Genomic DNA, 22157 nt, shown 5'->3' with positions numbered 1-22157 from the left:
ATTTGTTCCCTCGCGTGCGCGACGGTCCTACGGGCCGCGCGCCACTAGGCTCTGCTCATGCACGGGCCGGATGATGCTGCGGAACAGATCGCTGCGTTGCTGGACGGGATTGTCCGGCGGCAGCGGCGGGCTTCGCGGGAGGGTTTCGGGGAGAGCGTCACGCACGGGCAGTTCCGCGTACTGCGGACGCTCGACCGCGCGGACCGGGCCCTCCGCCTGAGCGAGCTGGCCGCCCAACTCGGCATCGTCCCGCGCTCAGCCACCTCCGTCGTCGACGACCTCGAGGCAGCCGGCCTGGTCGAACGCCAACCAGACCCCCACGACCGCCGTGCCACCCTCGTCGACCTCACCCCCAACGGCCGCCAGATCCTCAACACCCTCCGCGAGAAGCGCCGCGACGTGATGGTCAGCCAACTCTCCCGCCTGAGCGACACCGAACAACAAACCCTCGCCCACCTCCTCCAACGCCTCGCCGAAGACTGAAACGGCGCCGCCCCCCGAAGAGGAGCGGCGCCGCGGAGAAGGAAGGTCAGGCCTTCTTGAGGTGGGCGATGATGCCTTCGAGGTCTTCGAGCATGCGGTTGGGGCGGACCATGTGGCCGCCTTCGTCCTCGTGGGCGGTGTAAGGGATGTTGGCGTTGTCGAGGGCGGCGCGGAATTCGCGTTGGCCGGCCAGGACCTGGGTTTCGTTGGCGTAGTCGAAGGGGTCGGGGCTCGGGCTGGTGCCGGCGACCAGGAAGATGCGCTTGCCGCGGTAGCGCTCGAGGTTCTCCATCGGGTTGTCGGCGGTGACGCGGGCCTCGTCCCACGCGGGAGCGCCGTAGATGGTGCCGCCGGCCAGGTCGACAGCAGCGGAGGACACGTTCGCCCAGTGCACGACCAGCCCGTTGTCCCGTCGTACGCTCGCAGGCCCGGAGTGCGCGCTGACCGAGGCGAAGTGGCCGTAGTACTTCGCGGTGTACTTGAGCGCGCCGAAGCCGCCCATCGAGAAGCCTGACACGGCGCGGCCGGCGAACTCGGCGTACGTGCGGAAGTTCGCGTCGACCCACGGGACCAACTGGTTGAGGTGGAAACTCTCCCAGTTGCGCGGGCCGACGTTCGTGCTGACCGGGTTCGAGTACCAGCCGGCCTTGCCGCCGTCGGGCATCACCACGATGAGCGGCTTGTCCGCGGTCCAGTCGCGGACGCCGAGGTTGTCGAAGGCAATGAAGTCCTGGTTGCCGCCGTGCAGCAGGTACAACACGGGGTACGTGCGGCCGCTGGTGTGGTAGTCGCTCGGCAGCAGCACGTTGACGGCCGGCGCCCAGCCGATCTGGTCGGTCTGGAAGCGGTAGTACCACATCCGCGGATCGTCTTCGTTCCGCTCGGTGATGTGCAGGCCGAAGCCGTCGCCGGCCGCGTTGGCGGCCAGGGAGGTGGCCAGAATCGTGCCGGCGCCGAGGCCGGCCGCGACGGTCAGCCCGCCGGCGGCCTTAAGAATCGTGCGCCGACTGGGGCGTGGTGCGCTCACCATGATCTCCTGAGGAGGTTAGGGACGGATCTACTCACCGTCGGTAACGGTGTCGATCTAAGTTAGTAGCATAACTTTGGGGTCAGCCCCGGCAGAGGAGACTTGTGACAGCCAATCCGCCCCGCCGCAAGACCGGCGGCCGGCAGGCGCAGATCACCCTCGCGGACATCGAGCGCGAGGGTGTGCGGCTCGGCCTGACCAACCTCACTGTGAACGGCGTCGCGACCGCGCTCGGCGTGTCACCGACCGCGCTGTACCGGCATGTCGACGGCAAGCTCGGGCTCGAGGCAGTGGTCGGCGAGGCGGTACTGCGGGAGCTGCACATCGCCGACGACCCGTCCGACGACGTCGAGAAGCACCTCTTGTCGTTCGCGCAGCAGCTGCACACGTTCGTGCTCGATCACCCGGGGCTCGCGGCGTACATGCAGGCCCTGTTCCCGCGCGGCGAATCCGGCGTACGGCTGCAGCGCGAGGCGATCGAGGCGCTCGGCCAGCGCGGGTACAGCCCGGCAGGCGCCGTACTGATGTCAGGCACTGTGGCCTCGCTCGCGATCAACCTGACGGCAGCTGAGGAGCGGCATCGCCCGTACTTCGAGGGTCCGCATCGCCGCGAACTCGAGAAGGTGTACGTCCTGCTCGCCACCGACGAGCTCCTCCTCGCGGCGCACCAGGAGCTCCCGCAGATCAGCTCCGAGGCGTACTTCCGGATGGTGATGACCGGCTGCATCCGCGGCCTGGTCGCCTCGGCGCCGCCGAACCGCTCGGTGATGGACGTGCTCACCGACCTCGGTCTGGAGTAGCCGCGCCGAGGAACTCGGCCACGTCGCGCACGCGATCCTTCACCAGGTAACCGTACCCACGTGCGACGCGGGATCGACCGCAGGGCTGCAGCTCGACAGCGCGCGCAGGGACTAGTTGCCCGCAGCAATGGCTCTGGCGGTGGCCAGGTCGTAGAGGAACGTGTTGACCGGCGTGGCGACGCCTGCCTCGTTGCCCAGGCGGACTACCGCGCCGGTCCAGGCGTCGAGCTCGGAGGGGCGGCCGGCGATGAGGTCGCGCTGGAGGGACGTGGTGCCGTCGGCGGGGAGGCTGTCGATCCAGGCGAGGGTGCGGGGTACGACGTCCTCGGCGAGGTGGATGCCTCGGGCAACGGCGACGTCGCGGATCTCGGTGGTGGCGTCGGTGAGGAGTCGCCGGGTGGCTGTGTGCGTGCGGAGTACGCCGTACCCGGCGCCTGTCGCTGTGCCGAGGCCGCCGCTCGGAACGACCGAGAGGAACTTGGCCCACAGCGCGGCCCAGATATCCTCCGAGACAACAGCTTGCAGCCCGGCGGCGACGAAGGCCTCCCGGAGCGAGTCAGCGCGCGACGACTGCCGGTTGTCCCACTCGGCGAACGTCAGCTTGCCGCTGCCGAGATGCCGGATGATCCCCGGGCCGTCGACATACGCGATCACCTCGGCCGCACCGGGCAGTACGGCGTCCCGACCGAACGACTCGGCGACCTGGTCCGGCGCCTCTACTCCGTTCTGCACCGTGACGATCGCGGTGTCCGGACCGACGAGCGGCTGGATCGAGTCGATCGCCTCGGACAACTGCCAGGTCTTCACGCTGACCAGAACGTAGTCGACCACGCCGAGCTCGGCAGGCTCGCTCGTGGCCTGCACCGGCAACTGGAGATCGCCGACAGGGCTACGCACCACCAACCCGTCCGACCTCAGCGCCTCAAGGTGCTTGCCCCGCGCCACGAACCCGACGTCCTGCCCGGCCGCCGCCAGCCGCGCACCGAAGTACCCACCGACGCCGCCCGCGCCGACGATCCCGATCCTCACAAGCCGCTCCTTTGTTACCGGTTTAACTGGTAACACAAATGATAGGCTACGGCCATGAACACGCGCTTCACCTGGGTCGCCAGCCGCCCGTCGGTCGACTTCACCGCGACCGTCGGCAAGCGGGAGCAGGCGCCGTTCGAGCGCATGCTGGAGCCGGCAGATCTCGCTCGCTGGTTCCGCGAGGCGGGCCTCACCCGGGACGAGGTGCCGGTCTCGCGTCGCACGTACGGTCAGGCGGTCCAGCTCCGGGAGGCGCTCTACCGGCTCTTCACCGGCGTGACACTCCCTGCCGACCTCGATGTCGTCAACCAGTGGAGCAGCCGCCCATTGGCCGGCCCGCGCCTGACCCCGGATCGTCGCGTCGCCACTGTCCTGACAGACGTCCCGGAGCTGCTCAGCAGGTTGGCGCGGGACGCCGTCGACCTGCTCACCGGACCGCTGGCCGAGCGGATCCGGGTCTGCGCGTCGGACGACTGTTCCCTGCTCTTCGTCGACGCAAGCCGCCCCGGCCAACGGCGATGGTGCTCGATGAACACCTGCGGCGCCCGCGCCAAGATGGCGACCTACCGCACGACGGATTGAGAAGTTCGCGCAATCCACCAGGGCGTGGGTAGTCCGGCTGATTGATTGTCGGCATGCGTACACCGACTACTACTCCGGCGCAGGCGGCCGGAATGATCCGCCGGGACCAAGAACTCCTGTTGAGCCGGGTCGAAGGAAAGAGCGAGGACGAGCTGCAGGCGCCGTACGACGTGACCGCCGGTCCGCTCGGGGACTTCTGCGACTCCTTGCACGACCTGGTCGCCCACGTGCTGATGTGGGACGAGATCAACCTCGCCGTACTGCGGGATGCCAAAGCGGGTCGGCTGCACTGGAGCCTCGACCCGCGCTGGGAGACCGCCGAGATCGGGCGAGCGCTCAACCTGGGCGGCGTCGAAGCGGGACGGCGGATCCCGTCCGAGCTGGTTCTCCACCGATTCAACAGCGTCGGCGCCGCGCTCCTGGCCGAGATCGAGCAGTACGACGACCAGGCGTGGGCCGATCCAACGACCGGTGCCGGGTTCGACGGCGGCATCGGGGCCTTGGCTGAATACGTATCCACAACGCCGGACGGATTTCTGTTCGCCCACGCGGCCCGCCACCTGCAGCCGGTCGCCGCGTGAACCGGGAGCTGATCGATAGCCCGGAGTACGGCTCGGAAACCGACGCGCTCCTGAAAGTGCTGGCCGATGCGCCCGAGATCGACGGTTCCTACGAGGCGTTGCTTCTGGATCGGGAAGATCTGCCGGATCCCGCGTTGGCCGGCCGGCCCGATCCCCGCGTTTCGTTGGACGACCTGACGATCGAACTACCGGGACGCACGCTGGAAGCGCGGGTCTACCGGTACGCGACGCAGCCCCGGCCGATCGTGCTCTGGCTGCACGGCGGCGGTTTCATCGGCGGTCACCTACGTGACATCGAGTACGCGACCTCCGGGATCGCTGCCAACGGCAACGTCACCGTTGTCTCGCTCAACTATCGCCCGGCACCCGAAAACCCTTATCCAGCAGGTCTTCACGACACCTACGAGACCCTGCAGTGGATCCGCGAACACGCAGCCGAGCTCAACGGCGACGGCCGGATCGTCATCGGCGGTCAAAGTGCGGGCGCGGCGCTTGCCGCAGGCACCTGCCTACTGGCACGGGACGAAGGCACCCCACTCCCCGATCGCCAAATCCTCTGCTACCCGACCCTGGACCTGCACCCGGACGCAGACTGGCACGAGTGGTACTTCGCCACGACCGAGAACCTGGACGAGATCCCCGCGACCGCCGTACCGCTCCAAGCAGACTCGCTCGCAGGTCTCCCGCCGACCCTCATGCTGGCCGCCGGCCGGGATTCCCTGCGACCGGACGCCCTCGCCTACGCCGGCCGTCTCGCAGAGGCCGGTATACCAACCAGGCTGGTCGAGTACGCCGACACCATGCACGCGTTCCTCAACTTCCCCGCCGCGTTGTCGGCCGGACGTCATGCGGTCGAGTTGATCGGCGCGGATCTCCGCTCGACGTTCAGTGCACCCCGCGCATGAGTCGCCGGATCGCAGGCGTCGCCAGCGCGAGCAGCCCACCCAGTACCAGCGCGACCCCGCCGAGCACACCGAAGTACGGCGTCTCGTGGGCGGTGCTGTAGAGCTTCGCGAGTACGCCGGACATCGCCGTACCGAGCGCGACCGAGAGGAAGAACAGGGCGACCATCTGGGTGCGGAACGCCTCGGGTGCGAGCTTTGTCGACAAGGAGAGACCGACCGGCGAGAGCAGCAGTTCAGCGATCGTGAACACCAGCAGGATGCCGGTGAGTCCGAGCAGCGGCGCGCTGTTCGGACCGCCGCCGGCCATGGTCAGGAACAGCAGGAAGGCAACGCCCATGATCGCCAGCCCGGCGCTGAACTTGATCGGCGTCGACGGCTGCCGGGACCCGAGTTTCGTCCACAGCGCGGCGAACACCCCGGACAGGATGATGATCATCACCGGGTTGATCGACTGCACGAACGACACCGGCATCTCCCAGCCGAAGATGTTCCGGTCGAGGCGCTGGTCGGAGTAGACGGTCACGACGGTGAACTGCTGCTGGTAGAGCGACCAGAACGCCGCACTCGCGATGAACAACGGGATGAACGCGAGCACCCGGCTCCGTTCGACCTCGGTCAACCGGCCACTGCCGAGAATGATGACGAAATAGGCGATCGCCGCGAGCGCGCTGATCACCGCGACCGCGAGCGCGTACCGCGCGGCCGGCAGAATGCCGGAGATCAGGATCCCGACGACGACCACCAGCGCCACCGCGGCGCCGACACCCACCCGGCGCAGCGCATCGGCGGTCAGCGGGTTCGGCACCCGGCGGGCCTCGTCGCTCAGTCGATGACGCCCGGCGCCGTACTGGACCAGGCCGAGGAACATCCCCACCGCAGCCAGGCCGAAGCCGTAGTGGAAGCCGACGTTCTTCTGCAACAGGCCGGTCAGCAACGGTCCGGCGAAGGCCCCGAGATTGATGCCGAGGTAGAACAGGGAGAATCCGGCGTCCCGGCGGTCGTCGTCCTCGCTGTACAGCGTCCCGACCAGCGAGGTGGCGTTCGCCTTCACGCCGCCGCTGCCCACGGCGATCAGCACCAGACCGACCGCGACCCCGGCCATGCCGGGGATCAACGCCAGCGCGATATGACCGGCCATCACCACGACCGCGGCGTAGAACAGCGTGCGCTCCGGACCGAGCAGGCGATCGGCCAGCCAGGCGCCGAGGATCGTGGAGAGGTAGACGAGTCCGCCGTACGCGCCGACGATGCTGGTCGCCGTAGCTTCGTCGATGCCGAGGCCCCCGCGATCGGCGGGGTAGTACAGGTAGATGAGCAGGATTCCCTGCATGCCGTAGAACGAGAAGCGTTCCCAGAGTTCGACGCCGAAGAGGTTGGCCAGGACGGGCGGTTGGCCGAAGAACGTGCGTTGCGGTTGTTCGGTCTCCGGGCTGGTCACGACAAGACTCTCCTCGGTGATTGGCTCAGATGATCAACTTCAGTGCTCGGCGCGGTGGGTGAAGAAGCGCGCGGGGTTGCCGGCGGCCCGTGGGTTCGACGCGATCCAGGTCGCGAACGAGTCGGGGTGGCGGCGCTCGAGTTCGTCGAGATAAGCACGCCGTACGTCGACCATGGCCTGCCGACGGTCCGCGCCGCTGGCCCGCTGGAGCTGGGTGAAGCTCCGCCGCCAGGCCAGGCACAGCTCCTCGTCGCTCAGCTCGCCGACGCTGCGTACGACAGCCGCGAGGTACTTCGGCATCGGCCAGTCCTCTGCCGTACGGCCGTCCGACTGGACCACCTGCAGCAGCTCGGACGATGCCGTGGGCAACTTGATCGGCCGGCGTCGCCGTACCTCACGAGGCGACCGGTCGGGCGTCCCGGAGCGGAGCCAGCTGACGACGGGCGGGGAGGCGCCGACGATGAGGAGCATCAGCGCGACCGTCCGGGCTCCGACGGCGGCGGCGTACCCGCAGACCGCGAGCACGAACAGTCCGCCGAGCACGGCCCAGCGCGGGAGGAGGTAGACCAAGTCGGCGGACGGCAGGTCGCGGCCCAAGCCGATACTCAGGCAGACCGCTCCCGCTGTGAACGCGGCGACCATGAACGCGACCAGGTTCGTCGACGGGGAGACGAAAACCAGCGACGCGACGACTCCGATCGCGGCCAGCAGGCCCACGGCTGCCCGCCAGATGCGCGAATACCGCAGCTCGACGTCCACCATGTTCATCCCAGTGCCCCATCGCCCGATCGTCCAACCAGGCGTTCCACTCCCCAGTGTCACTCGCCAGTGGCCATCAATGAAGACACCGTGACCGGTAAGACAGCGGACGTGTCGCCCGAGCCCCGGCAGGGCGTGGACGCTCAGGTAGTTCTGCAACCGGTTGCACTATCGTGGGTGCATGTCGCCACGTCTGCAGCGGGCGCCGGGGGTCACCATCGGCGATATCGCTGCCGCAGCTCAGGTCTCGCGGTCGACGGTGTCGCGGGCGTTCACCCGGCCGCAGTTGCTCAGTCCGGAGACCGTCGATCACGTCCGCGAGGTCGCGGTCCGGCTCGGATACGTCGGGAACCAGGCGGCGCGGGCGCTGTCGACCGGGCGGTTCGGGAACATCGCGGTCGTCGTACCGGATATCGCGAACCCGTTCTTCCCGCCGCTGGTCCGTAGCCTGCAGTCGGCCGCGGAGACTGCCGACCTGGCGGTGTTCCTGGGCGACTCGGACGAGTCCGCGGAGCGGGAGGCGAAGCTGATCGCCCGGCTTGCACCGCAGGTCGAGGGGTTCGTGCTGGCGTCGCCGCGGCTGTCCGAGGAGCTGATCCGCGAGCTCGCCGCCACTCGTCCGGTCGTCCTGGTGAATCGCGATCTGGAGGGCATTCCCCGCGTGCTGATCGACTCTTCCGGCGGGATGACCGAGGCGGTGATGCTGCTGAAGAAGCTCGGTCACGAGCGGATCGCGTACCTGGCCGGCCCGCGTGACTCATGGTCCGACCAGCAGCGCCGGGAGGTTCTGACCTCTGCCGCCTCGGGTTTGACCGTTGAGGTGATCGAGGTCGGCCGCCCGACCTATGCGGCTGGGCGGGACTCCGTGTCGGCCATCGTGCGGTCGGGTGCGACCGCTGCGATCGCATTCGACGACGTGGTCTCACAGGGCGTGCTGGCCGGGCTCGAACTGCGCGGCATCTCGGTGCCCTCGGACTTCAGCCTGGTCGGCTGCGACGACACCCTCGCCGCGCTCACGACGCCGGCGCTCACCAGCGTCTCAGCGGGCGCGGCGACCGCTGGTACGGCGGCCGCGAAGCTCCTGATCCAGCTGCTGGAGGACCCGACGGCGGAGTGCATCACGATCGCGACCCACCTGGTGATCAGAGCGACGACGGCCGCGGTGACACGTTGACGTGCAACCGGTTGCATGCTGGAATCACGAGATGACTCGGATCGCCATCGCCGGAGCTGCCCATCCGCACGTGGCCTATGCGACCGCCGAGGTCGACGCTGTCGACGCCCTCGAACTGGTCGCGGTAGCGGATCCGAGCCGGGAGATCGCCGAGCGATGGGCTGCGCCGTACGACGCGAAGGTGTTCACGGATCACCAGGAGATGCTGCGCGAGGTCGAGCCCGACATCGTCATGGTCGCCGGCATCTACGGCGACCGCGGTCGGGCAGTTGTCGATGCCTTGAACGCCGGTTGCCACGTCATCGCCGACAAGCCGCTCTGCACGACCCTCGAAGACCTCGACGCGATCACCGAAGCCGCGCAACGCACTGGCCGCCACGTCACGCTGCTGCTGGAGAAGCGCTACTACCCCGTCACGGTCGCGGCGCTGGAGATCTCCAGTCAGCTCGGCACGATCCACGGTGTGACCGCATCCGGTCCGCACAAGCTCAACCGCCCGACCCGCCCGGACTGGTTCTTCGACCGAGCGCAGTACGGCGGTTTGCTGAACGATCTTGCCGTCCACGACATCGACGCCGGACTGCTCTTCACCGGCCTGACCAGTGGGACCGTGAGCGGCTTCGTGGTGGACGCTTCGTACGGCGTGGCGACGCTGAGCGGACCCGGTGCGCTGATCACCGCCGGCGTGGACTGGATGAATCCGGCCGGCTCCCCGATGCACGGCGACTACCGGATGAAGCTCGTCGGCACCGACGGCACGGCCGAGCTGCTCTGGGCGCGCAACCGTCTCGTCGTCACCACGACCAACCTCGCACCCCACGACGTACCGCTGCCGGCCGGTCATCGCCCCGCCGAGCTCCCCCTGCAGGCGCTTGCCGCGGGCAACGAACCGGACATCACCACGTCGCGCGGTCTGCTCGCGACCCGCTTGGCCCTGCTCGCACAACAGTCCGCCGAGACCGGCGGCGTACCGCTCCCTTGGACGACTCCCTGATCCCCAGATCCCTTGATCGAAGAGAGAGGTCTCATGCGTTTCGCCCTGATCGGTGCCGGCGCGATCGGCACTGTGCACGCTCGCCTCATCGAAGCCCTCGGTAACGAAGCCGAACTGATCGCGGTCGTCGACCAGAACCTCGACCGCGCCGGCAAGCTCATCGAGCAGTACGGCGGCCAGGCGTACGCCACCCAGGCCGAGGCGTACGCCGCTTCTTCCGTCGACGCCGTGGCGATCTGTCTGCCGAGTGCGCTGCACGCGGACAATGCCATCGAAGCGTTGCACGCCGGCAAGCACGTGATCGTCGAGAAGCCCGTGGACATCACGCTCGAGGCCGCGGACCGCCTGATCGAGGCGCAGCGTGCGACGGGCCTCACCGTCTCGGTCATCAGCCAGCGTCGCTTCCAGCCGCCGGTCGCGCAGATCCGCGCGGCGATCGAGTCCGGCGCGCTCGGCCGCGTGACGTCAGGGATCTCCGAGTCGGCGTTCTTCCGGCCGCAGTCGTACTACGACGGCGACGACTGGCGCGGCACGCTCGCGATCGACGGCGGCGGCGCGCTCATGAACCAGGGCATTCACGCGCTCGATCTGCTGGTGTGGATGCTCGGACGCCCGGTCCAGGTCAGCGCACAGACCGGCATGCTCGCCCACTCAGGGATCGAGGTCGAGGATCTGGCCGGCGCTTCGATCCTGTTCGAGAGCGGGGCGATCGGCTTGCTGCTCGCCAGCACTGCGGCGTACCCGGGTCGTCCGGTGCGGCTGACGATCCACGGCGATCAAGGTACGGCGGTGCTCGACGACGATCAGCTCGCGTACTTCGCGTCGGCTGAGCGCGGTGAGCCTGAGGCGCCTGTGCTGGAAGGACCGGCCGATTGGGGTCCCGTCGAGCTCGCGCATCTAGCGCAGTACCGCGACTTCATCGCCGCCGTTCGTGACGGGCGCGATCCGGCCGTGTCGTTGGAGGCCGGGCGTCGGTCGTTGGCGACTGTGCTCGCCGTGTACGAATCCGCCCGCCTCGGGCGTCCCGTCGAGCTGAAGGAGAACTGATGCGCATCGCCCTGGTCGGGACGGAGAACAGCCACGCGGACCACATCGTCCGTGCCTTGAACGTGGACCAGATCTCGGACGCGCGGGTGGTCGCCCTGGTCGGCGACGACGAGGAGACCCGCAAGCTCGCGGCTCTTGGCGGAATCGCTGACGTCGTCTCCACATCCGGCGAGCTGATCGGCTCGGTCGACGCGCTGATCGTGACCAACCGCGACGGCGCGGTGCACCGCGAGCTCGCCGTACCGTTCCTCGAGGCCGGCACCCCGGTCTGGGTGGACAAGCCGCTCGCGGCCAGTACGGCGGATGCCCGGGCGATCCTCGACGCGGCGCGGCTGGGCGGCGCACTCGTGACGTCGTACTCGGCTGTGCGGTGGGTCGCGGATGCTGATGCTCTTGCGGCGGCTCAGGTTGGCGAGGTGCAAACGGTTACGGTGACGGGACCGGCTGATCCGGACAGTGAGTACAGCGGGATCTTCTTTTACGGCATCCACATCGCCGACCTCGCGCAGCGGCTGGCGCCTGGTGAACCGGGTCCGGTCTCGGTCGAGCGCGTCGGTTCGACTGTCGTTGCGCGTTATCTGTGCAACGGCGTTCTGGTGACACTGCAGTTTGTGAAGCCGACGGATGACGGGCGGGTGCCGTTCCACGCGGCGGTCGTCGGGCGGACCGGGTTGGTGAGCCAGGCGGTGGAGTTGGACGCGGAGTACGTCGTACCCGGTCTGAAGGTTTTCTTGAAGATGCTCGAGAGCGGCGAGCGGCCGCTTGACGATGCGACCTTGCTGGCGCCGATCACGGTCCTCGAGCAGTTGTGAAGCGGCTCATTGCGGCGCTCGTGCTGTTGTTCGCGGTCGTTCCTGCTGTGCCGGCCGAGGCTGGGCCTGGCCGGCCGGTGCAGCAGCACAGGTACAACCAGGATCGGGCGATGTGGGTGTGGGAGCAGGACTCGTACCCGGCCGTGTTCGACCGGGCGGCGCGGGACAAGCTCGGGCGGATGATGGACGACACGACGACGTTCGGGTCGGATCCGGTGAAGACGCTGTACATCGGCGTCGCGGCGTACAACGGGCGGGACATGCTGCGGGACTCGCGGCGTCAGGTGGCGTCGTTCGTGCGGTGGGCGCGGGGCCGCGGGTACCACGTGCAGGCGGTGATCGCGGGTGGTACGAATCCGCCGTACCTCGGGGTGCTTCCGCAGTACCAGCATCTTGCGATCGGTGAGTTCACGAAGGTGCTCGACTACAACCGCGCCGTACCGTCGGATGCCCGGTTCGACGGGGTCAACGTGGATATCGAGCCGTATCTGCTGCCGGAGTGGAAGGAGCCGGGAACGACGCTGCCGACGATCTGGCTCGATCTGCTGGCGAAGTTCATCCAGCTGCGGGATGCGTCGCGGCAGAAGCTGCTGGTCGGGCCGGCGATTCCGTTCTGGTTCGACAGCTCAGAGTGCTGTACGGCGATCACGTGGCATGGGAAGACTGCGCCGCTGAGCGATCATGTGCAGGACCTCACCGACTACGTCGCGCTGATGGACTACACCGAGACCGCGACCGGGATTGTGTCGCGGGCCGAGCACGAGATTGCGTACGCGGCGTCGATCGGCAAGCCGCAATCGGTGGTGATCGGTGTCGAGAGCAAGGATCTGTCCGGCACGAGCGATCCGGAGACGGTCACGTTCTACGAGGAAGGTCGCACGTATATGGAGGCGGAGCTGGACAAGGTTTACGCCGCCGAGGCCGGCTCTTCCGCGTTTGCTGGGATCGCGATGCACCACTACGGGAGCCTGCTTCTGCTGCCTTCGGTTTGGGGTGCCGGCGGGGTGTACTACCCGTCGTAGCCCTCACACGGTCGCGGGCTGCGGCGTTCCATCTGTATGAACAAGTACGAGCGACGAGTGGCCGGAGCGGACTGGGACGCGGTGACGGCTGAGGTGAACGATCTCGGCTGTGCGTTGCTTCCCCAGTTGCTGACGCCAATCGAAGCCGGCCGGATCGCGGCGCTGTACGACGACGTTTCGCGCTTCCGCGCGACGGTTGACATGGCGCGGCACCGGTTCGGCGAGGGGCAGTACCGGTACTTCGACCATCCGTTTCCTGACCCGGTCGAGGCGTTGCGGCAGGCGCTCTATCCGCGGCTTCTGCCGATCGCGCGCGATTGGTATTCGAGGTTGGGCCGGGTTGCGGAGTGGCCGGACACGCTCGACGAGTGGCTCGAGGTCTGCCATGCAGCCGGGCAGACGCGGCCTACGCCGATCCTCTTGCGATATGGCGCTGCGGATTGGAATGCGCTGCATCGGGACCTGTACGGCGACAAGGTGTTTCCGCTGCAGGTCGTCATCAACCTGAACGACCCCGGCGTCGACCACACCGGCGGCGAGTTCCTCCTGGTTGAACAGCGGCCTCGGGCCCAATCGCGAGGCACCGCCACCCTCATCCCCCAAGGCCACGGCCTCCTCTTCACCACCCGAGACCGCCCAGTGAAATCCGCCCGAGGCTGGTCCGCCTCCCCCGTCCGCCACGGCGTCTCCCCCATCAAATCCGGCCAACGCCACACCCTCGGCCTCGTCTTCCACGACGCCAAGTAAAAGGCCACCGCTCCGCGGCGGCTGTCCAATTGGCCGCCTCCGGCGGCGGGGCGCGAATCGTCAGCACGCCCGGACGTACTCGGCGAACGAGAACTCCGTGACCGCCGGAGGCGAACCCCGCGCACTCAATAGGAGACCGCTTCGCGGCGGCTGTCCTATTGGCCGCCTTCGGCGGCGAGCGCGAGCCATCACCACGCCCGGACCCATCCGGCGAGCGGGATCCCCCGTCATCGCCGGAGCCAATCGCCGCGTGCTCATCGGACACCGCTTCGCGGCGGCCGTTCTATTAGCCGCCTTCGGCGGCGGGCGCGGATCGTCGGCGAGCCCGGGTGTACTCGGCGAGCGGATCCCTGCACCGGCCAGAACAAGCCGTGGAGCGCGATCCGGCACCGTCTCCCCGCGGCTGTTCAATTGGCCGCCTGCGGCGGTAACCACGCTCAGCTCACCCGGAAGTACGCGGCGGTACGGGGCCCCAGCGCGGTGAGGGCAACTCTCGGGGCTCACCGCGCTCAGCTTGTCGGACTGATGGTGCCAGTCAGGTCTACGGGGTCGGCGATCTTCCAGAAGGTGATCGGGATGTCGGACTCGGCGTTGAGGTTCGTCATCGTGGTGTCTACGGGGGCCGTTGACCACAGCGAGACGCTGATTCCGGAGTAGTCGTGGTTCGGGCCGGTCGAACTGACGACGTCTCGGTGATCGGCGAGGACTTGGCGTGCAACCGGATCGAGATCCGCCAGCGAGTACCTGGTGGCGTGGAAGATCACTGGCACCGGCTGCGCAGCGGCGAGGCTCTGCAGTTCGGCGGGCGGCGTGCCCTTCCAGTAGACCGCCACCGCCTCGCGGTCTCGCAGAATCGCAACGCCGCCCACGTTCGCATTCGGGTTCTCCGCGATCCAGTCGCGCAGACTGCGGGCCGCGGTCGACGTAGGCGTCGGCATCAGCTCCGCTGGCACCGAACCCGAGATCGCCTTCGGATCGCGATGCCCGCGGCTGTCCGCTCCGTCCTTGGCCATCACCTTCAGCACTCTTCCACCAACGCGATGCAAACGCACCGGGTCAGTCTCCGGGTGTGCATCTCGACAGGAGGTGTCGGGTCTTAGGGGCTGCGCTCCCGCGTAGGTACGCGGGAACTTGGCGGCAGTGGACGTATACGTCCTGTCGAGCTGTTCGTCAGCGCCTACGGACGACGGGTCAGGCGTGCAGGGTGGGGTGGTAGGTGAGTTCTTGGGTGCGGTTGTCGAAGGTGTGGGATTCGAGGAGTTCTAGGTCGAAGTCGGCGGCGCCGCCGAAGACGGGTTCTACGCCGGTTTGGCCGGCGATTACTGGGAAGACCGTGAGCTGGACGCGGTCTACCAGGCCGGCGGCCATCAGGGCTCGGTTGAGGGAGAGGCTGCCGTGGGAGCGGAGGGGTACGTCGGACTCCTCCTTGAGGCGGGTGATCAGCTCTACGGCGTCGCCGGTTACGACGGTTGCGTCCGGCCAGTCGAATGGGCCTTCGAGGGTTGACGAAACCACCGTGGTCGGCATCGGCCGCATCAGCCCGTTCACCGGGTCGAGCGCGTCGGCCCCGATCACGCTCGGGCCGATCATCTGCATCATCAGCCGGAACGTGTCGGCTCCGAACACCATCCGCTGTGGCTCGTCGTACTGCGCGATCCGCCGCTGCAGGAACTCGGGGCCCTGCTTGCCCCAGTACGGACCCCAGTCGGCGTTGTCGTACGACGCGAATCCGTCGAGGCTGGCGAAGACGTCGAAGGTGTAGGTCGCGGTCATCTCGTTCTCCCCTTGAAACCTCTCGGCAACCCCCACGGGCAGCCATTCACCCGTGCGTCGAACACAGAGCCCCTGATTCGACACCACCCAGGCAAGTCAGAACCACCCTTGCAGCCCACGTCGAAAAGCCGATCGCTAACGACTCTGGGCGGGAGGCATCAGGTGGTTAGTTCGGTGCAGATGTCCCACGCCGCCTGACGGAGGAGTGCGGCGGTGTCCGGGGCGAGGCCCTTGACCGGCGTGTCGATGCCCACCGGGTCCTCCTGCAGGAGGGCGATGAGAAATACGCAGCCGGCGAGATAGCTGCCGGCCAGGGCTGGGTGGCTGTTGTCTGCGTCGTGGAGGACCGGCTCGTCGTGGGTGGCTAAGAAACGCTCCCAAACCAGGCCGACCGGGATCAACGCGGCCCCGAGCTCCACCGCGGCCCCGCCGTACGCGTCGGTGAGAGCCTTCTGGGTCTCCGGAGCATTGCGCCGCGCCCAAGTCAGGTAGAACGCCGTACGCGCGCCTGCCGCGGTGATCGCGGCATCGAAGTCGCGGGCGCTGTCGCGGAAGCGGGCCGGGCTCTTGATCGGGAGCGTGCTCTGCTCCTGCAGTACGACGGTGTCGAACCTGCCGCCCGCGATCTCCTCGAGGGCCTTGCCCGCGTTGAGATGTTGCCGCAGCGAGGCGCCGCCTGCGGAGATCAGCTTGTGCTCGACCTCGATCCCCCGCGCCGCGGCCAGGCCCTTGATCAACCCGGGCAGGTTGTTCCGCGACGTGAAGCTGTTACCCACAAAGAGAATCCGCACACGACGTGACGTTACTATGCCCGGATGACGGCTGGGCTGCGGATCGTGCGGGTGACCGACGACGCCACGCTGCTGGACTGGCAGCGGGTGCACAACGAGATCATCCCGACAGCGCCGTTGTCGGTCGACGACATCCGCGAGCGGCTGACGCGGAACGTCCTCGAGGTCGCGTACGACGGTGACGTGCTGGTCGGCTGCTCGACCGTCCGGCCGCCGTCGGAGGAGACCGCGGCGGTGACGGTGATCGCGCGGGTGCTCCCGGCGTACCGACGGCGTGGATTCGGTGACGCGATCTATCAGCACTGTCTGCAGCGAGGGCAACGGCTGGGCGACACCTTCGAGACGCACATCCTGGCGAGCAACGAGGACGGGCTGCGGTTCGCGAAGGCGCACGGGTTCGTCGAAGTCGAGACGTACCTGCTGCCCGGCGACACGATTCCTTTTGTCGAACTACGGTTGGGCGAGTGACGATGCGCTTTTCGATCAATATTCCGAACTTCGGGGACTTCGCCGACGCCCACACGGTCGCGCGAGTGGCGGCTGCTGCGGAGGAGGCCGGCTGGGACGGGCTCTTCCTGTGGGACCACGTCGTGCACAGCAAGGAGCAGCGGCGCGGGCAGCCGTTCGGCGATCCGTGGATGCTGATGACGGCGGCCGCGCTGGCGACGTCGCGGATCAAGCTCGGCCCGCTGGTCACACCGGTGGCACGGCGGCGACCCGAGCAGCTCGCGCGGCAGGTGGCCACGCTGGACCTGATGAGCAATGGACGCGTGATCTTCGGCGCGGGGCTCGGCGGGCCGATCGCGGACGAGTTCGGCAGCTTCGGCGACACGACCGATGCGAAGGTGCTGGCCGAGCGACTCGACGAGGGACTCGACCTGCTGGCGGCGTACTGGGCCGGCGAGCGGGTCAACCACACCGGCAAGCATTACCAGGTTGATGATGTGGAGATGCTGCCGGCAACGGTTCAGAGTCCGCGCCCGCCGGTCTGGATCGCGGGCTACTGGCCGAAGAAGGCCCCGATGCGGCGTGCCGCACGCTGGGACGGCGCCGTACCGCTGTTCTCGAGCGCCAACCACGGCGAGGCCCCGCCGGTCGACGAGCTGCGCGAGCTGGTCGCCTTCATCGAGGAGCAGCGCGAAGACCGGAAGACGCCGTACGACGTGATCGTCGGCGGGATCAGCCCGGCCGACGCGGCCCGGTCCCGCGCGATCATCGAGCCGCTCGCCGAGGCGGGCGCGACCTGGTGGGACGAGCGGCAGCTGATCCGCGGCAAGGAGTTCTACCGCCTCGAGCCGGTCCTGCGCCGGATCGAGCAAGGCCCGCCGAGTCTCAGCTGATCCGTACGGCGGCCTGCATCGCCTCGAGCGCCTTCAGTACGTCGGGCAGCACCTCCGCCGGGATGTCCGCGGTGATCGCGTCGGCGACCTCGTCGAAGATCGGCTTGATCGCGGGAACGAGCTTGCGACCGGCAGACGTCAGGGCGACCGTGATGGTACGCCGGTCGTCCGCGGCCGGCAGGCGGTCGAGGTAGCCCTTCTCCACGAGGCGGTCGACCAGACGCGTCATCCCGGCGGTGTCGGTCCCGAGCAGATCGGCAAGCTTGCGCGGACTCGTCGTACCGCCGGAGACGTGCAGGAGTACTCCGGCCTGTTGCGACGTCAGACCCAGCTCGCCGAAGCGCTGGTCGAGTGCCGTCCGGACCCCGCGAGCCACCTGGGTCACCAAACTGGTCAGCACGAGCCGTGGACCCGGCATGTCCGGCCTCCTTCAGCATTGCTGTCGCGACAGCTACTGTCTAGACTGCTACCCCGACCTGATCAAGGGGGTTCGATGAAGGTACGCGATGACGTGGCCGAGTTCTTCGACCGGTTCGCCACTGCGAGCGACGGAGCAGGGTTCCATCCCACCGTGCTCACACTGGATCCGGTGTCGGTGACACCGGTGACCCGCGAGCAAGTTGTTGCCAGTCTGCCCAGACGCAAGGAGTTCTTCGCCGGGCTGGGCATCACCGGAATGACCCTGGACTCGCTCGACGAGTCGCCTGTCGACGAGCAGCACACGCTGGTGCGGTCGACCTGGCGGCTCGAGCGCACCCCATCGTCGAGCATCCCGGCGGGCACGATCTTCACGTCGACGTACCTGCTCCGTAGGGTCGACGGCGAGTGGCAGATCGTGGTCTATCTCAATCATCAGGACCTGAGGACGCTCGTTTCGGCGTGAGTTGAGAAGCTTGGTGGTATGAACGACGAGCACCCGTCCTGCTGCGCGCCCTCTCGTGATGAGGCGTCTCCGCCTCCGCCGGCTCCGGTGGGGCGCGGTGAGCACAGGATCGAGCAGGTGGTGCTCGAGGGCGGCTCGTTCGCGATGGGGAACACGAACGGTGACGAGAACGACGGCGACGGCGAGACGCCGGTCCACACGGTCGAGCTTTCGCCGTACAGCATCGACGCGACGAGCGTGACGAACGCGGACTTCGCCCGGTTCGTCGACGCGACCGACTACCGGACTGAAGCCGAGATCTTCGGGTACTCCGCCGTGTTCCATCTCGCCCTCGCCGCCGCGCCGGATGAGGTGATGGGGCCTGCGTCCGGTACGCCGTGGTGGGCCGGCGTCCGCGCCGCCGACTGGAAGCACCCGGGCGGCTCGCGGTCCGACCTGGACGGCCTCGACGAGCACCCCGTCGTACATGTGAGTTGGAACGACGCGGTCGCGTACTGCAAATGGGCGGGACGGCGACTGCCGACGGAGGCTGAGTGGGAGCACGCGTCCCGCGGCGGCCTTGACGGTGCGCGGTACCCGTGGGGCGACGACCTGATCGACGACGAGTGGCGCTGCAACATCTGGCAGGGCGACTTCCCACGGACGAACACCGAGGAGGACGGCTTCCTCACCACAGCCCCGGTCCACACATTCCAGCCGAACGGCTACGGGATCTGGCAGATGGTCGGGAACGTGTGGGAGTGGTGCGGCGACTGGTTCGGCCCGCGGTACTACAAGTTCTCCCCCGCCGAGAACCCGACCGGACCGTCGCTCGGCGCGGCGCGGGTGATCCGCGGCGGCTCGTACTTGTGCCACGACTCGTACTGCAACCGCTACCGCAACGCGGCCCGCTCGTCGAACACGCCCGAGTCCTCGATGGGGAACGCCGGCTTCCGTACGGTCGGTCTCACGCGTCCTGAGTGACCGCGGGCTTGCGCAATCCCGGCGTACCCGCGGCAACTGCCGCCACAGCTGCGACGCAGAGCAACGCACCGGATGCGAGGGACGCGACCGGCGAGGTGAGTTGTGCGACCACGCCGCCGCGGAGATTGCCGAGGTCGGGACCGGCCTGGCCGACGATCTGCTCGGCGGCGCTGACCCGTCCGAGCAACTCGGACGGCGTGTGCAGCTGAACGATCGTGCTGCGCGAGACGACGGCGACCGTGTCCGCGGCACCAGCGAATGCCAGACAGACCAAGGCCAACCACGGGATTGGCGAGAACGCGAACAGCAGCAACGCGATCCCCCAGGCCGCCGAACCGCACAGCATCACGACGCCATGCCGCGGCAGGCGCGTGAACGACCCCGAGAACAGAGACGCGGCGACCCCACCGACGGCAATCGCGGTCAGGAACAACCCCAACGTCCGCGGATTGTTGCCGAACCGCTCGGCATTGATCACCGGGAACAGGCTGATCGGCATCGACAGGACGGTCGCCGCCAGATCGGTGATCAACGCCCCGCGGATCACCGGCGTCGATGAGATGAACGTCAACCCGTCCCACACCCCGCGCAGCCCCGGCTTGGCGGTGGTCCCCGCGATCCGCATCCGGGGAAGGCCGAGTACGCCGTACAGCGCCGCGAGGAAGCTGAGCGCGTCGATGGAGTAGCAGACGCCGACGCCCCACACGCCGATGATCACGCCGCCGAGCGCCGGACCGAGCAACATCGCGCCCTGGAACCCGATCCGGTTGAGTGCGATGCCGGCGGCGAGCTGGTCGCGGGACAGCAGCTGCGGCAGGACGGTCCGCGCGACCGGGCCGGCGGTCGCGCCGAACGATGCCTGTACGGCGATGAGCGCGAGAAGCACGCCGACGGGCACGTGGCCGAACAGCAATTGACTCGCCATGACGGTCGCTGTCAGCAACTGTCCGCAGGTCGTGATCAGGTAGATCCGGCGGCGTTCGAGCCGATCGACGAGGGTGCCGGCGAACAGGCCGAGCACGATCATCGGCAGCGCCTGCGCGAGGCCGACGGCACCGGTCCAGGCCGGGCTCGACGTCTGGTCCCAGACCTGGAACATGACCGCGACGAACGTCAACTGCCCGCCGAATCCGGACAGCACCTGCCCGATCCACAGGCGCCGGTACGCCGTGACCCGCAGCGGGCCGAGGTCGATGAGCGCGTGCTTCACCGGCCGGACTCCGGCAGCTTCTCGGTGATGCGGTCGTGGAAGCTCTTGCGGGCCAGGGCCTGCTCGATGTCGCGGACCACCTGCGTCATCGGATACGGCAGCTCGGCCTCGAGCTCGGCGATCGCGGCCTCGGTCGCCTGCCACTCGGCCGTCAGGAGCTCGACGAGCTTCTTCGACTTGGCGGTGAGCGTGACCTTCTTGCTGCGCGCGTCGGCGCCGGGCACGGTCCGGACCAGGCCGGCGGTGCGCATCGCGGAGACCTTCTGACTGAGCGCCGAGTGGGTCCGGCCGATCGTGTCGGCCAGCTCGGTGATCGTCATCGGGCCCTTGAGGTGCAGCTGGATCAGCTCGCGCACGTAGCTCGGCTTCAGGCCCTTGATCTGCCGATCGGTGTAGATCCGCCCGATCTCGGCATCCATCCGGCCCAGCAACTCGTGCAGCGGCCGCCACTGACTCTGCTCGGTGGGGTCGTCCATGCGGCGATCATAACAGTACTTATATAAGCACTGTTGTTTTTGACCGTCGGTGGGACGTCGACAGCCGGAGGGCGGCGAAGGCGGCGGAGAGGACGCTGATCAACGCGAGTACTGCGAAGCCGTAGCGGGTGTCGGTGTGGCCGGTGACGAGGGACGCGATCAGCATGACGACGATCGTCGCAGCGAGCCCGTAGCCGTTGGCGATCCCGAACGCCTGGCCGACACGGGATTCGTCGACCGAGGTCATCAGCAACGAGCGGGTCGCGATCCGCGCCTGACCGAAGAGGAACGCGCCGAGCAGCACCAGAGCCATCAACGCGGGCACACCGAACAACGGCTGAAGCACCAGCAGACCGCTACACACCAGGAACCCGCCGGTCGCCAGCCTCAGATCACCCAGCCGCGCCGCCGACCGCCGGTATACCGCGGCAGCAAGCAGGAACCCGACGCCGCCGACTGCATCAACCACGCCAAGAACAGCCGGCCCGCGATGCCACTCCCCGATCAGCAGCACCGGAAGCAAGGCGTTGAACACAGTCACCACAACAAGCCCCTGCCCGAAGAGCAAGGCGAGCGGCGCAAGCGGCAGACCGTTCAGTCTCACCTCATGCTTGATTGCCTGCGGCAACTCAGTTACGGGCCGGCGTTTCGAACCGACTGCGAGGACCAGGGTGGCTGAGAGCGCGAAGGTTAAGGCGTTGAAGGTGAAGAGGGGTTGGGGGCCGAAGTATTGGAGGGCTACGCCGCCCAGGGACGCCGAGAGGAGCATGCCGGATTGGAGGGCTATTTCGTAGTGGGCGTTGAAGGGCCGGAGATCCGCGGCGGGGACGCGTTCGCGGATCAGGGCGGCGCTGGCGGGGGTGAACTGGGCGGCGACGATCGCCAAAGCGAAGTTGGTGGCGTAGACGAGCGGTTGTTGCGCGACGCCTAAGGCGAGGCCGACGGGAAGTGCCAGAGCGGCTACGGCGCTGACCACGTCACAGGTGACCCACAGGCGGCGCCGGTCGAAGCGGTCGGCCAGGCGGCCGAAGTACGGCGAGAGGACTGCCTGCGGTACTGCGACGGCGATGAACAGCCAGCCGACGTCGAGCATCGAGCCTTGCGCGCGGACGAGCAGCAGCGCGGCGCCGAGGAGCTGGATGTTGTTGCCGAGGGACGTGATGAACGCTGCGGGCAGCAGCAGGCGGGTTCTCGAAGTCACGGCATCCACGGTGTCAGCAAAACCTGCCATTCTCTGGCAGTGATTCTTTTACGCTACGCCGGTTGCGTAAATCTCCGGCAGCGAGCTACTCTCATTTCGACACCGCAGTAGCGAAAAGAG

26 protein-coding genes are annotated in these 22157 nt (G+C 68.0%); 15 read left to right on the top strand and 11 right to left on the bottom strand.

What is annotated here, in order from left to right:
• Positions 1-57 precede the first annotated feature (57 nt).
• Positions 58-483, top strand: coding sequence for a MarR family winged helix-turn-helix transcriptional regulator (locus ACQPYH_RS11105; RefSeq protein WP_432889743.1), 426 nt, complete (start codon positions 58-60; stop codon positions 481-483).
• Between the two features lie 46 nt (positions 484-529).
• Here ACQPYH_RS11105 and ACQPYH_RS11100 read toward each other — a convergent pair whose 3' ends face one another.
• On the bottom strand, positions 530-1510 hold the full coding sequence (locus ACQPYH_RS11100) for an alpha/beta hydrolase (RefSeq protein ID WP_432889741.1): 981 nt from the start codon (positions 1508-1510) through the stop codon (positions 530-532).
• A gap of 104 nt (positions 1511-1614) precedes the next feature.
• Between ACQPYH_RS11100 and ACQPYH_RS11095 the strand changes: the two genes are divergently transcribed.
• Positions 1615-2310: a TetR/AcrR family transcriptional regulator gene (locus ACQPYH_RS11095; protein WP_432889739.1), complete on the top strand. Its 696-nt coding sequence runs from the start codon at positions 1615-1617 to the stop codon at positions 2308-2310.
• A 111-nt stretch (positions 2311-2421) separates the two neighbouring features.
• On the opposite strand, the gene ACQPYH_RS11090 is transcribed toward ACQPYH_RS11095, so the two are convergent.
• Positions 2422-3339 (bottom strand): 2-dehydropantoate 2-reductase, encoded by a 918-nt coding sequence (locus ACQPYH_RS11090; RefSeq protein ID WP_432889737.1) that lies wholly within the window; start codon positions 3337-3339, stop codon positions 2422-2424.
• A 54-nt stretch (positions 3340-3393) separates the two neighbouring features.
• Between ACQPYH_RS11090 and ACQPYH_RS11085 the strand changes: the two genes are divergently transcribed.
• From ACQPYH_RS11085 to ACQPYH_RS11075, 3 genes are read left to right on the top strand one after another with little or no spacing between them, the layout of a single operon-like run.
• Positions 3394-3921 carry a CGNR zinc finger domain-containing protein gene (locus ACQPYH_RS11085; protein ID WP_432889735.1) on the top strand — a complete coding sequence of 176 codons (528 nt, stop codon included), beginning with the start codon at positions 3394-3396 and terminating at the stop codon, positions 3919-3921.
• Between the two features lie 53 nt (positions 3922-3974).
• The gene (locus ACQPYH_RS11080; RefSeq protein WP_432889733.1) at positions 3975-4502 is read left to right on the top strand and encodes a hypothetical protein; all 528 of its coding nucleotides are present in this window, start codon (positions 3975-3977) and stop codon (positions 4500-4502) included.
• Entirely contained in the window at positions 4499-5407 is a 909-nt protein-coding gene (locus tag ACQPYH_RS11075) for an alpha/beta hydrolase (protein WP_432889731.1), read from the top strand. The genes ACQPYH_RS11080 and ACQPYH_RS11075 overlap by 4 nt, the downstream gene beginning before the upstream one ends.
• On the opposite strand, the gene ACQPYH_RS11070 is transcribed toward ACQPYH_RS11075, so the two are convergent.
• Positions 5388-6845, bottom strand: a complete 1458-nt coding sequence (locus ACQPYH_RS11070; protein ID WP_432889729.1) for a peptide MFS transporter — start codon at positions 6843-6845, stop codon at positions 5388-5390. The genes ACQPYH_RS11075 and ACQPYH_RS11070 overlap by 20 nt on opposite strands.
• 39 nt (positions 6846-6884) lie before the next feature.
• Positions 6885-7613, bottom strand: coding sequence for a hypothetical protein (locus ACQPYH_RS11065; protein WP_432889727.1), 729 nt, complete (start codon positions 7611-7613; stop codon positions 6885-6887).
• Between the two features lie 172 nt (positions 7614-7785).
• Here ACQPYH_RS11065 and ACQPYH_RS11060 point away from each other — a divergent pair, with 172 nt between their 5' ends.
• From ACQPYH_RS11060 to ACQPYH_RS11035, 6 genes are read left to right on the top strand one after another with little or no spacing between them, the layout of a single operon-like run.
• Positions 7786-8778, top strand: a complete 993-nt coding sequence (locus ACQPYH_RS11060) for a LacI family DNA-binding transcriptional regulator (protein WP_432889725.1) — start codon at positions 7786-7788, stop codon at positions 8776-8778.
• 31 nt (positions 8779-8809) lie between these two features.
• Positions 8810-9772, top strand: coding sequence for a Gfo/Idh/MocA family protein (locus ACQPYH_RS11055; protein ID WP_432889723.1), 963 nt, complete (start codon positions 8810-8812; stop codon positions 9770-9772).
• A 33-nt stretch (positions 9773-9805) separates the two neighbouring features.
• The gene (locus tag ACQPYH_RS11050) at positions 9806-10819 is read left to right on the top strand and encodes a Gfo/Idh/MocA family protein (RefSeq protein ID WP_432889721.1); all 1014 of its coding nucleotides are present in this window, start codon (positions 9806-9808) and stop codon (positions 10817-10819) included.
• Positions 10819-11631: a Gfo/Idh/MocA family oxidoreductase gene (locus tag ACQPYH_RS11045; protein WP_432889719.1), complete on the top strand. Its 813-nt coding sequence runs from the start codon at positions 10819-10821 to the stop codon at positions 11629-11631. The genes ACQPYH_RS11050 and ACQPYH_RS11045 overlap by 1 nt, the downstream gene beginning before the upstream one ends.
• Positions 11628-12653: a hypothetical protein gene (locus ACQPYH_RS11040; RefSeq protein ID WP_432889717.1), complete on the top strand. Its 1026-nt coding sequence runs from the start codon at positions 11628-11630 to the stop codon at positions 12651-12653. Before ACQPYH_RS11045 ends, ACQPYH_RS11040 begins: the two co-directional genes overlap by 4 nt.
• Before the next feature lie 36 nt (positions 12654-12689).
• A complete protein-coding gene (locus ACQPYH_RS11035; RefSeq protein WP_432889715.1) occupies positions 12690-13400 on the top strand; it encodes a 2OG-Fe(II) oxygenase in 711 nt (236 codons plus the stop codon).
• A gap of 509 nt (positions 13401-13909) precedes the next feature.
• On the opposite strand, the gene ACQPYH_RS11030 is transcribed toward ACQPYH_RS11035, so the two are convergent.
• The 3 genes from ACQPYH_RS11030 to ACQPYH_RS11020 form a co-directional block, all read right to left on the bottom strand.
• Positions 13910-14452 carry a hypothetical protein gene (locus ACQPYH_RS11030; RefSeq protein WP_432889713.1) on the bottom strand — a complete coding sequence of 181 codons (543 nt, stop codon included), beginning with the start codon at positions 14450-14452 and terminating at the stop codon, positions 13910-13912.
• A gap of 139 nt (positions 14453-14591) precedes the next feature.
• Complete coding sequence (locus tag ACQPYH_RS11025; RefSeq protein WP_432889711.1) at positions 14592-15173, bottom strand: dihydrofolate reductase family protein; 582 nt, start codon at positions 15171-15173, stop codon at positions 14592-14594.
• A gap of 158 nt (positions 15174-15331) precedes the next feature.
• Positions 15332-15964, bottom strand: a complete 633-nt coding sequence (locus ACQPYH_RS11020; RefSeq protein WP_432889709.1) for a hypothetical protein — start codon at positions 15962-15964, stop codon at positions 15332-15334.
• A 24-nt stretch (positions 15965-15988) separates the two neighbouring features.
• Between ACQPYH_RS11020 and ACQPYH_RS11015 the strand changes: the two genes are divergently transcribed.
• Positions 15989-16432 (top strand): N-acetyltransferase family protein, encoded by a 444-nt coding sequence (locus ACQPYH_RS11015; protein WP_432889707.1) that lies wholly within the window; start codon positions 15989-15991, stop codon positions 16430-16432.
• A gap of 2 nt (positions 16433-16434) precedes the next feature.
• Positions 16435-17304: an LLM class flavin-dependent oxidoreductase gene (locus tag ACQPYH_RS11010; protein ID WP_432894376.1), complete on the top strand. Its 870-nt coding sequence runs from the start codon at positions 16435-16437 to the stop codon at positions 17302-17304.
• Here ACQPYH_RS11010 and ACQPYH_RS11005 read toward each other — a convergent pair.
• Positions 17297-17722: a MarR family winged helix-turn-helix transcriptional regulator gene (locus ACQPYH_RS11005; protein WP_432889705.1), complete on the bottom strand. Its 426-nt coding sequence runs from the start codon at positions 17720-17722 to the stop codon at positions 17297-17299. The two genes, ACQPYH_RS11010 and ACQPYH_RS11005, sit on opposite strands and share 8 nt — an antisense overlap.
• 75 nt (positions 17723-17797) lie before the next feature.
• Here ACQPYH_RS11005 and ACQPYH_RS11000 point away from each other — a divergent pair, with 75 nt between their 5' ends.
• On the top strand, positions 17798-18187 hold the full coding sequence (locus ACQPYH_RS11000) for a hypothetical protein (protein WP_432889703.1): 390 nt from the start codon (positions 17798-17800) through the stop codon (positions 18185-18187).
• Between the two features lie 18 nt (positions 18188-18205).
• Positions 18206-19150, top strand: coding sequence for a formylglycine-generating enzyme family protein (locus tag ACQPYH_RS10995; RefSeq protein ID WP_432889701.1), 945 nt, complete (start codon positions 18206-18208; stop codon positions 19148-19150).
• Here ACQPYH_RS10995 and ACQPYH_RS10990 read toward each other — a convergent pair.
• The 3 genes from ACQPYH_RS10990 to ACQPYH_RS10980 are packed head-to-tail and all read right to left on the bottom strand — an operon-like array spanning position 19134 to position 22037.
• Positions 19134-20360, bottom strand: a complete 1227-nt coding sequence (locus tag ACQPYH_RS10990; RefSeq protein ID WP_432889699.1) for an MFS transporter — start codon at positions 20358-20360, stop codon at positions 19134-19136. The genes ACQPYH_RS10995 and ACQPYH_RS10990 overlap by 17 nt on opposite strands.
• A complete protein-coding gene (locus ACQPYH_RS10985) occupies positions 20357-20836 on the bottom strand; it encodes a MarR family winged helix-turn-helix transcriptional regulator (RefSeq protein WP_432889697.1) in 480 nt (159 codons plus the stop codon). The genes ACQPYH_RS10990 and ACQPYH_RS10985 overlap by 4 nt, the downstream gene beginning before the upstream one ends.
• A 19-nt stretch (positions 20837-20855) precedes the next feature.
• Complete coding sequence (locus ACQPYH_RS10980) at positions 20856-22037, bottom strand: MFS transporter (RefSeq protein WP_432889695.1); 1182 nt, start codon at positions 22035-22037, stop codon at positions 20856-20858.
• Positions 22038-22157 lie beyond the last annotated feature (120 nt).

Origin of the sequence: Kribbella sp. CA-245084 (assembly GCF_050942355.1) — a bacterium.
GTDB lineage: Bacteria > Actinomycetota > Actinomycetes > Propionibacteriales > Kribbellaceae > Kribbella.
This window is presented reverse-complemented; position numbering and strand designations above follow the sequence as displayed.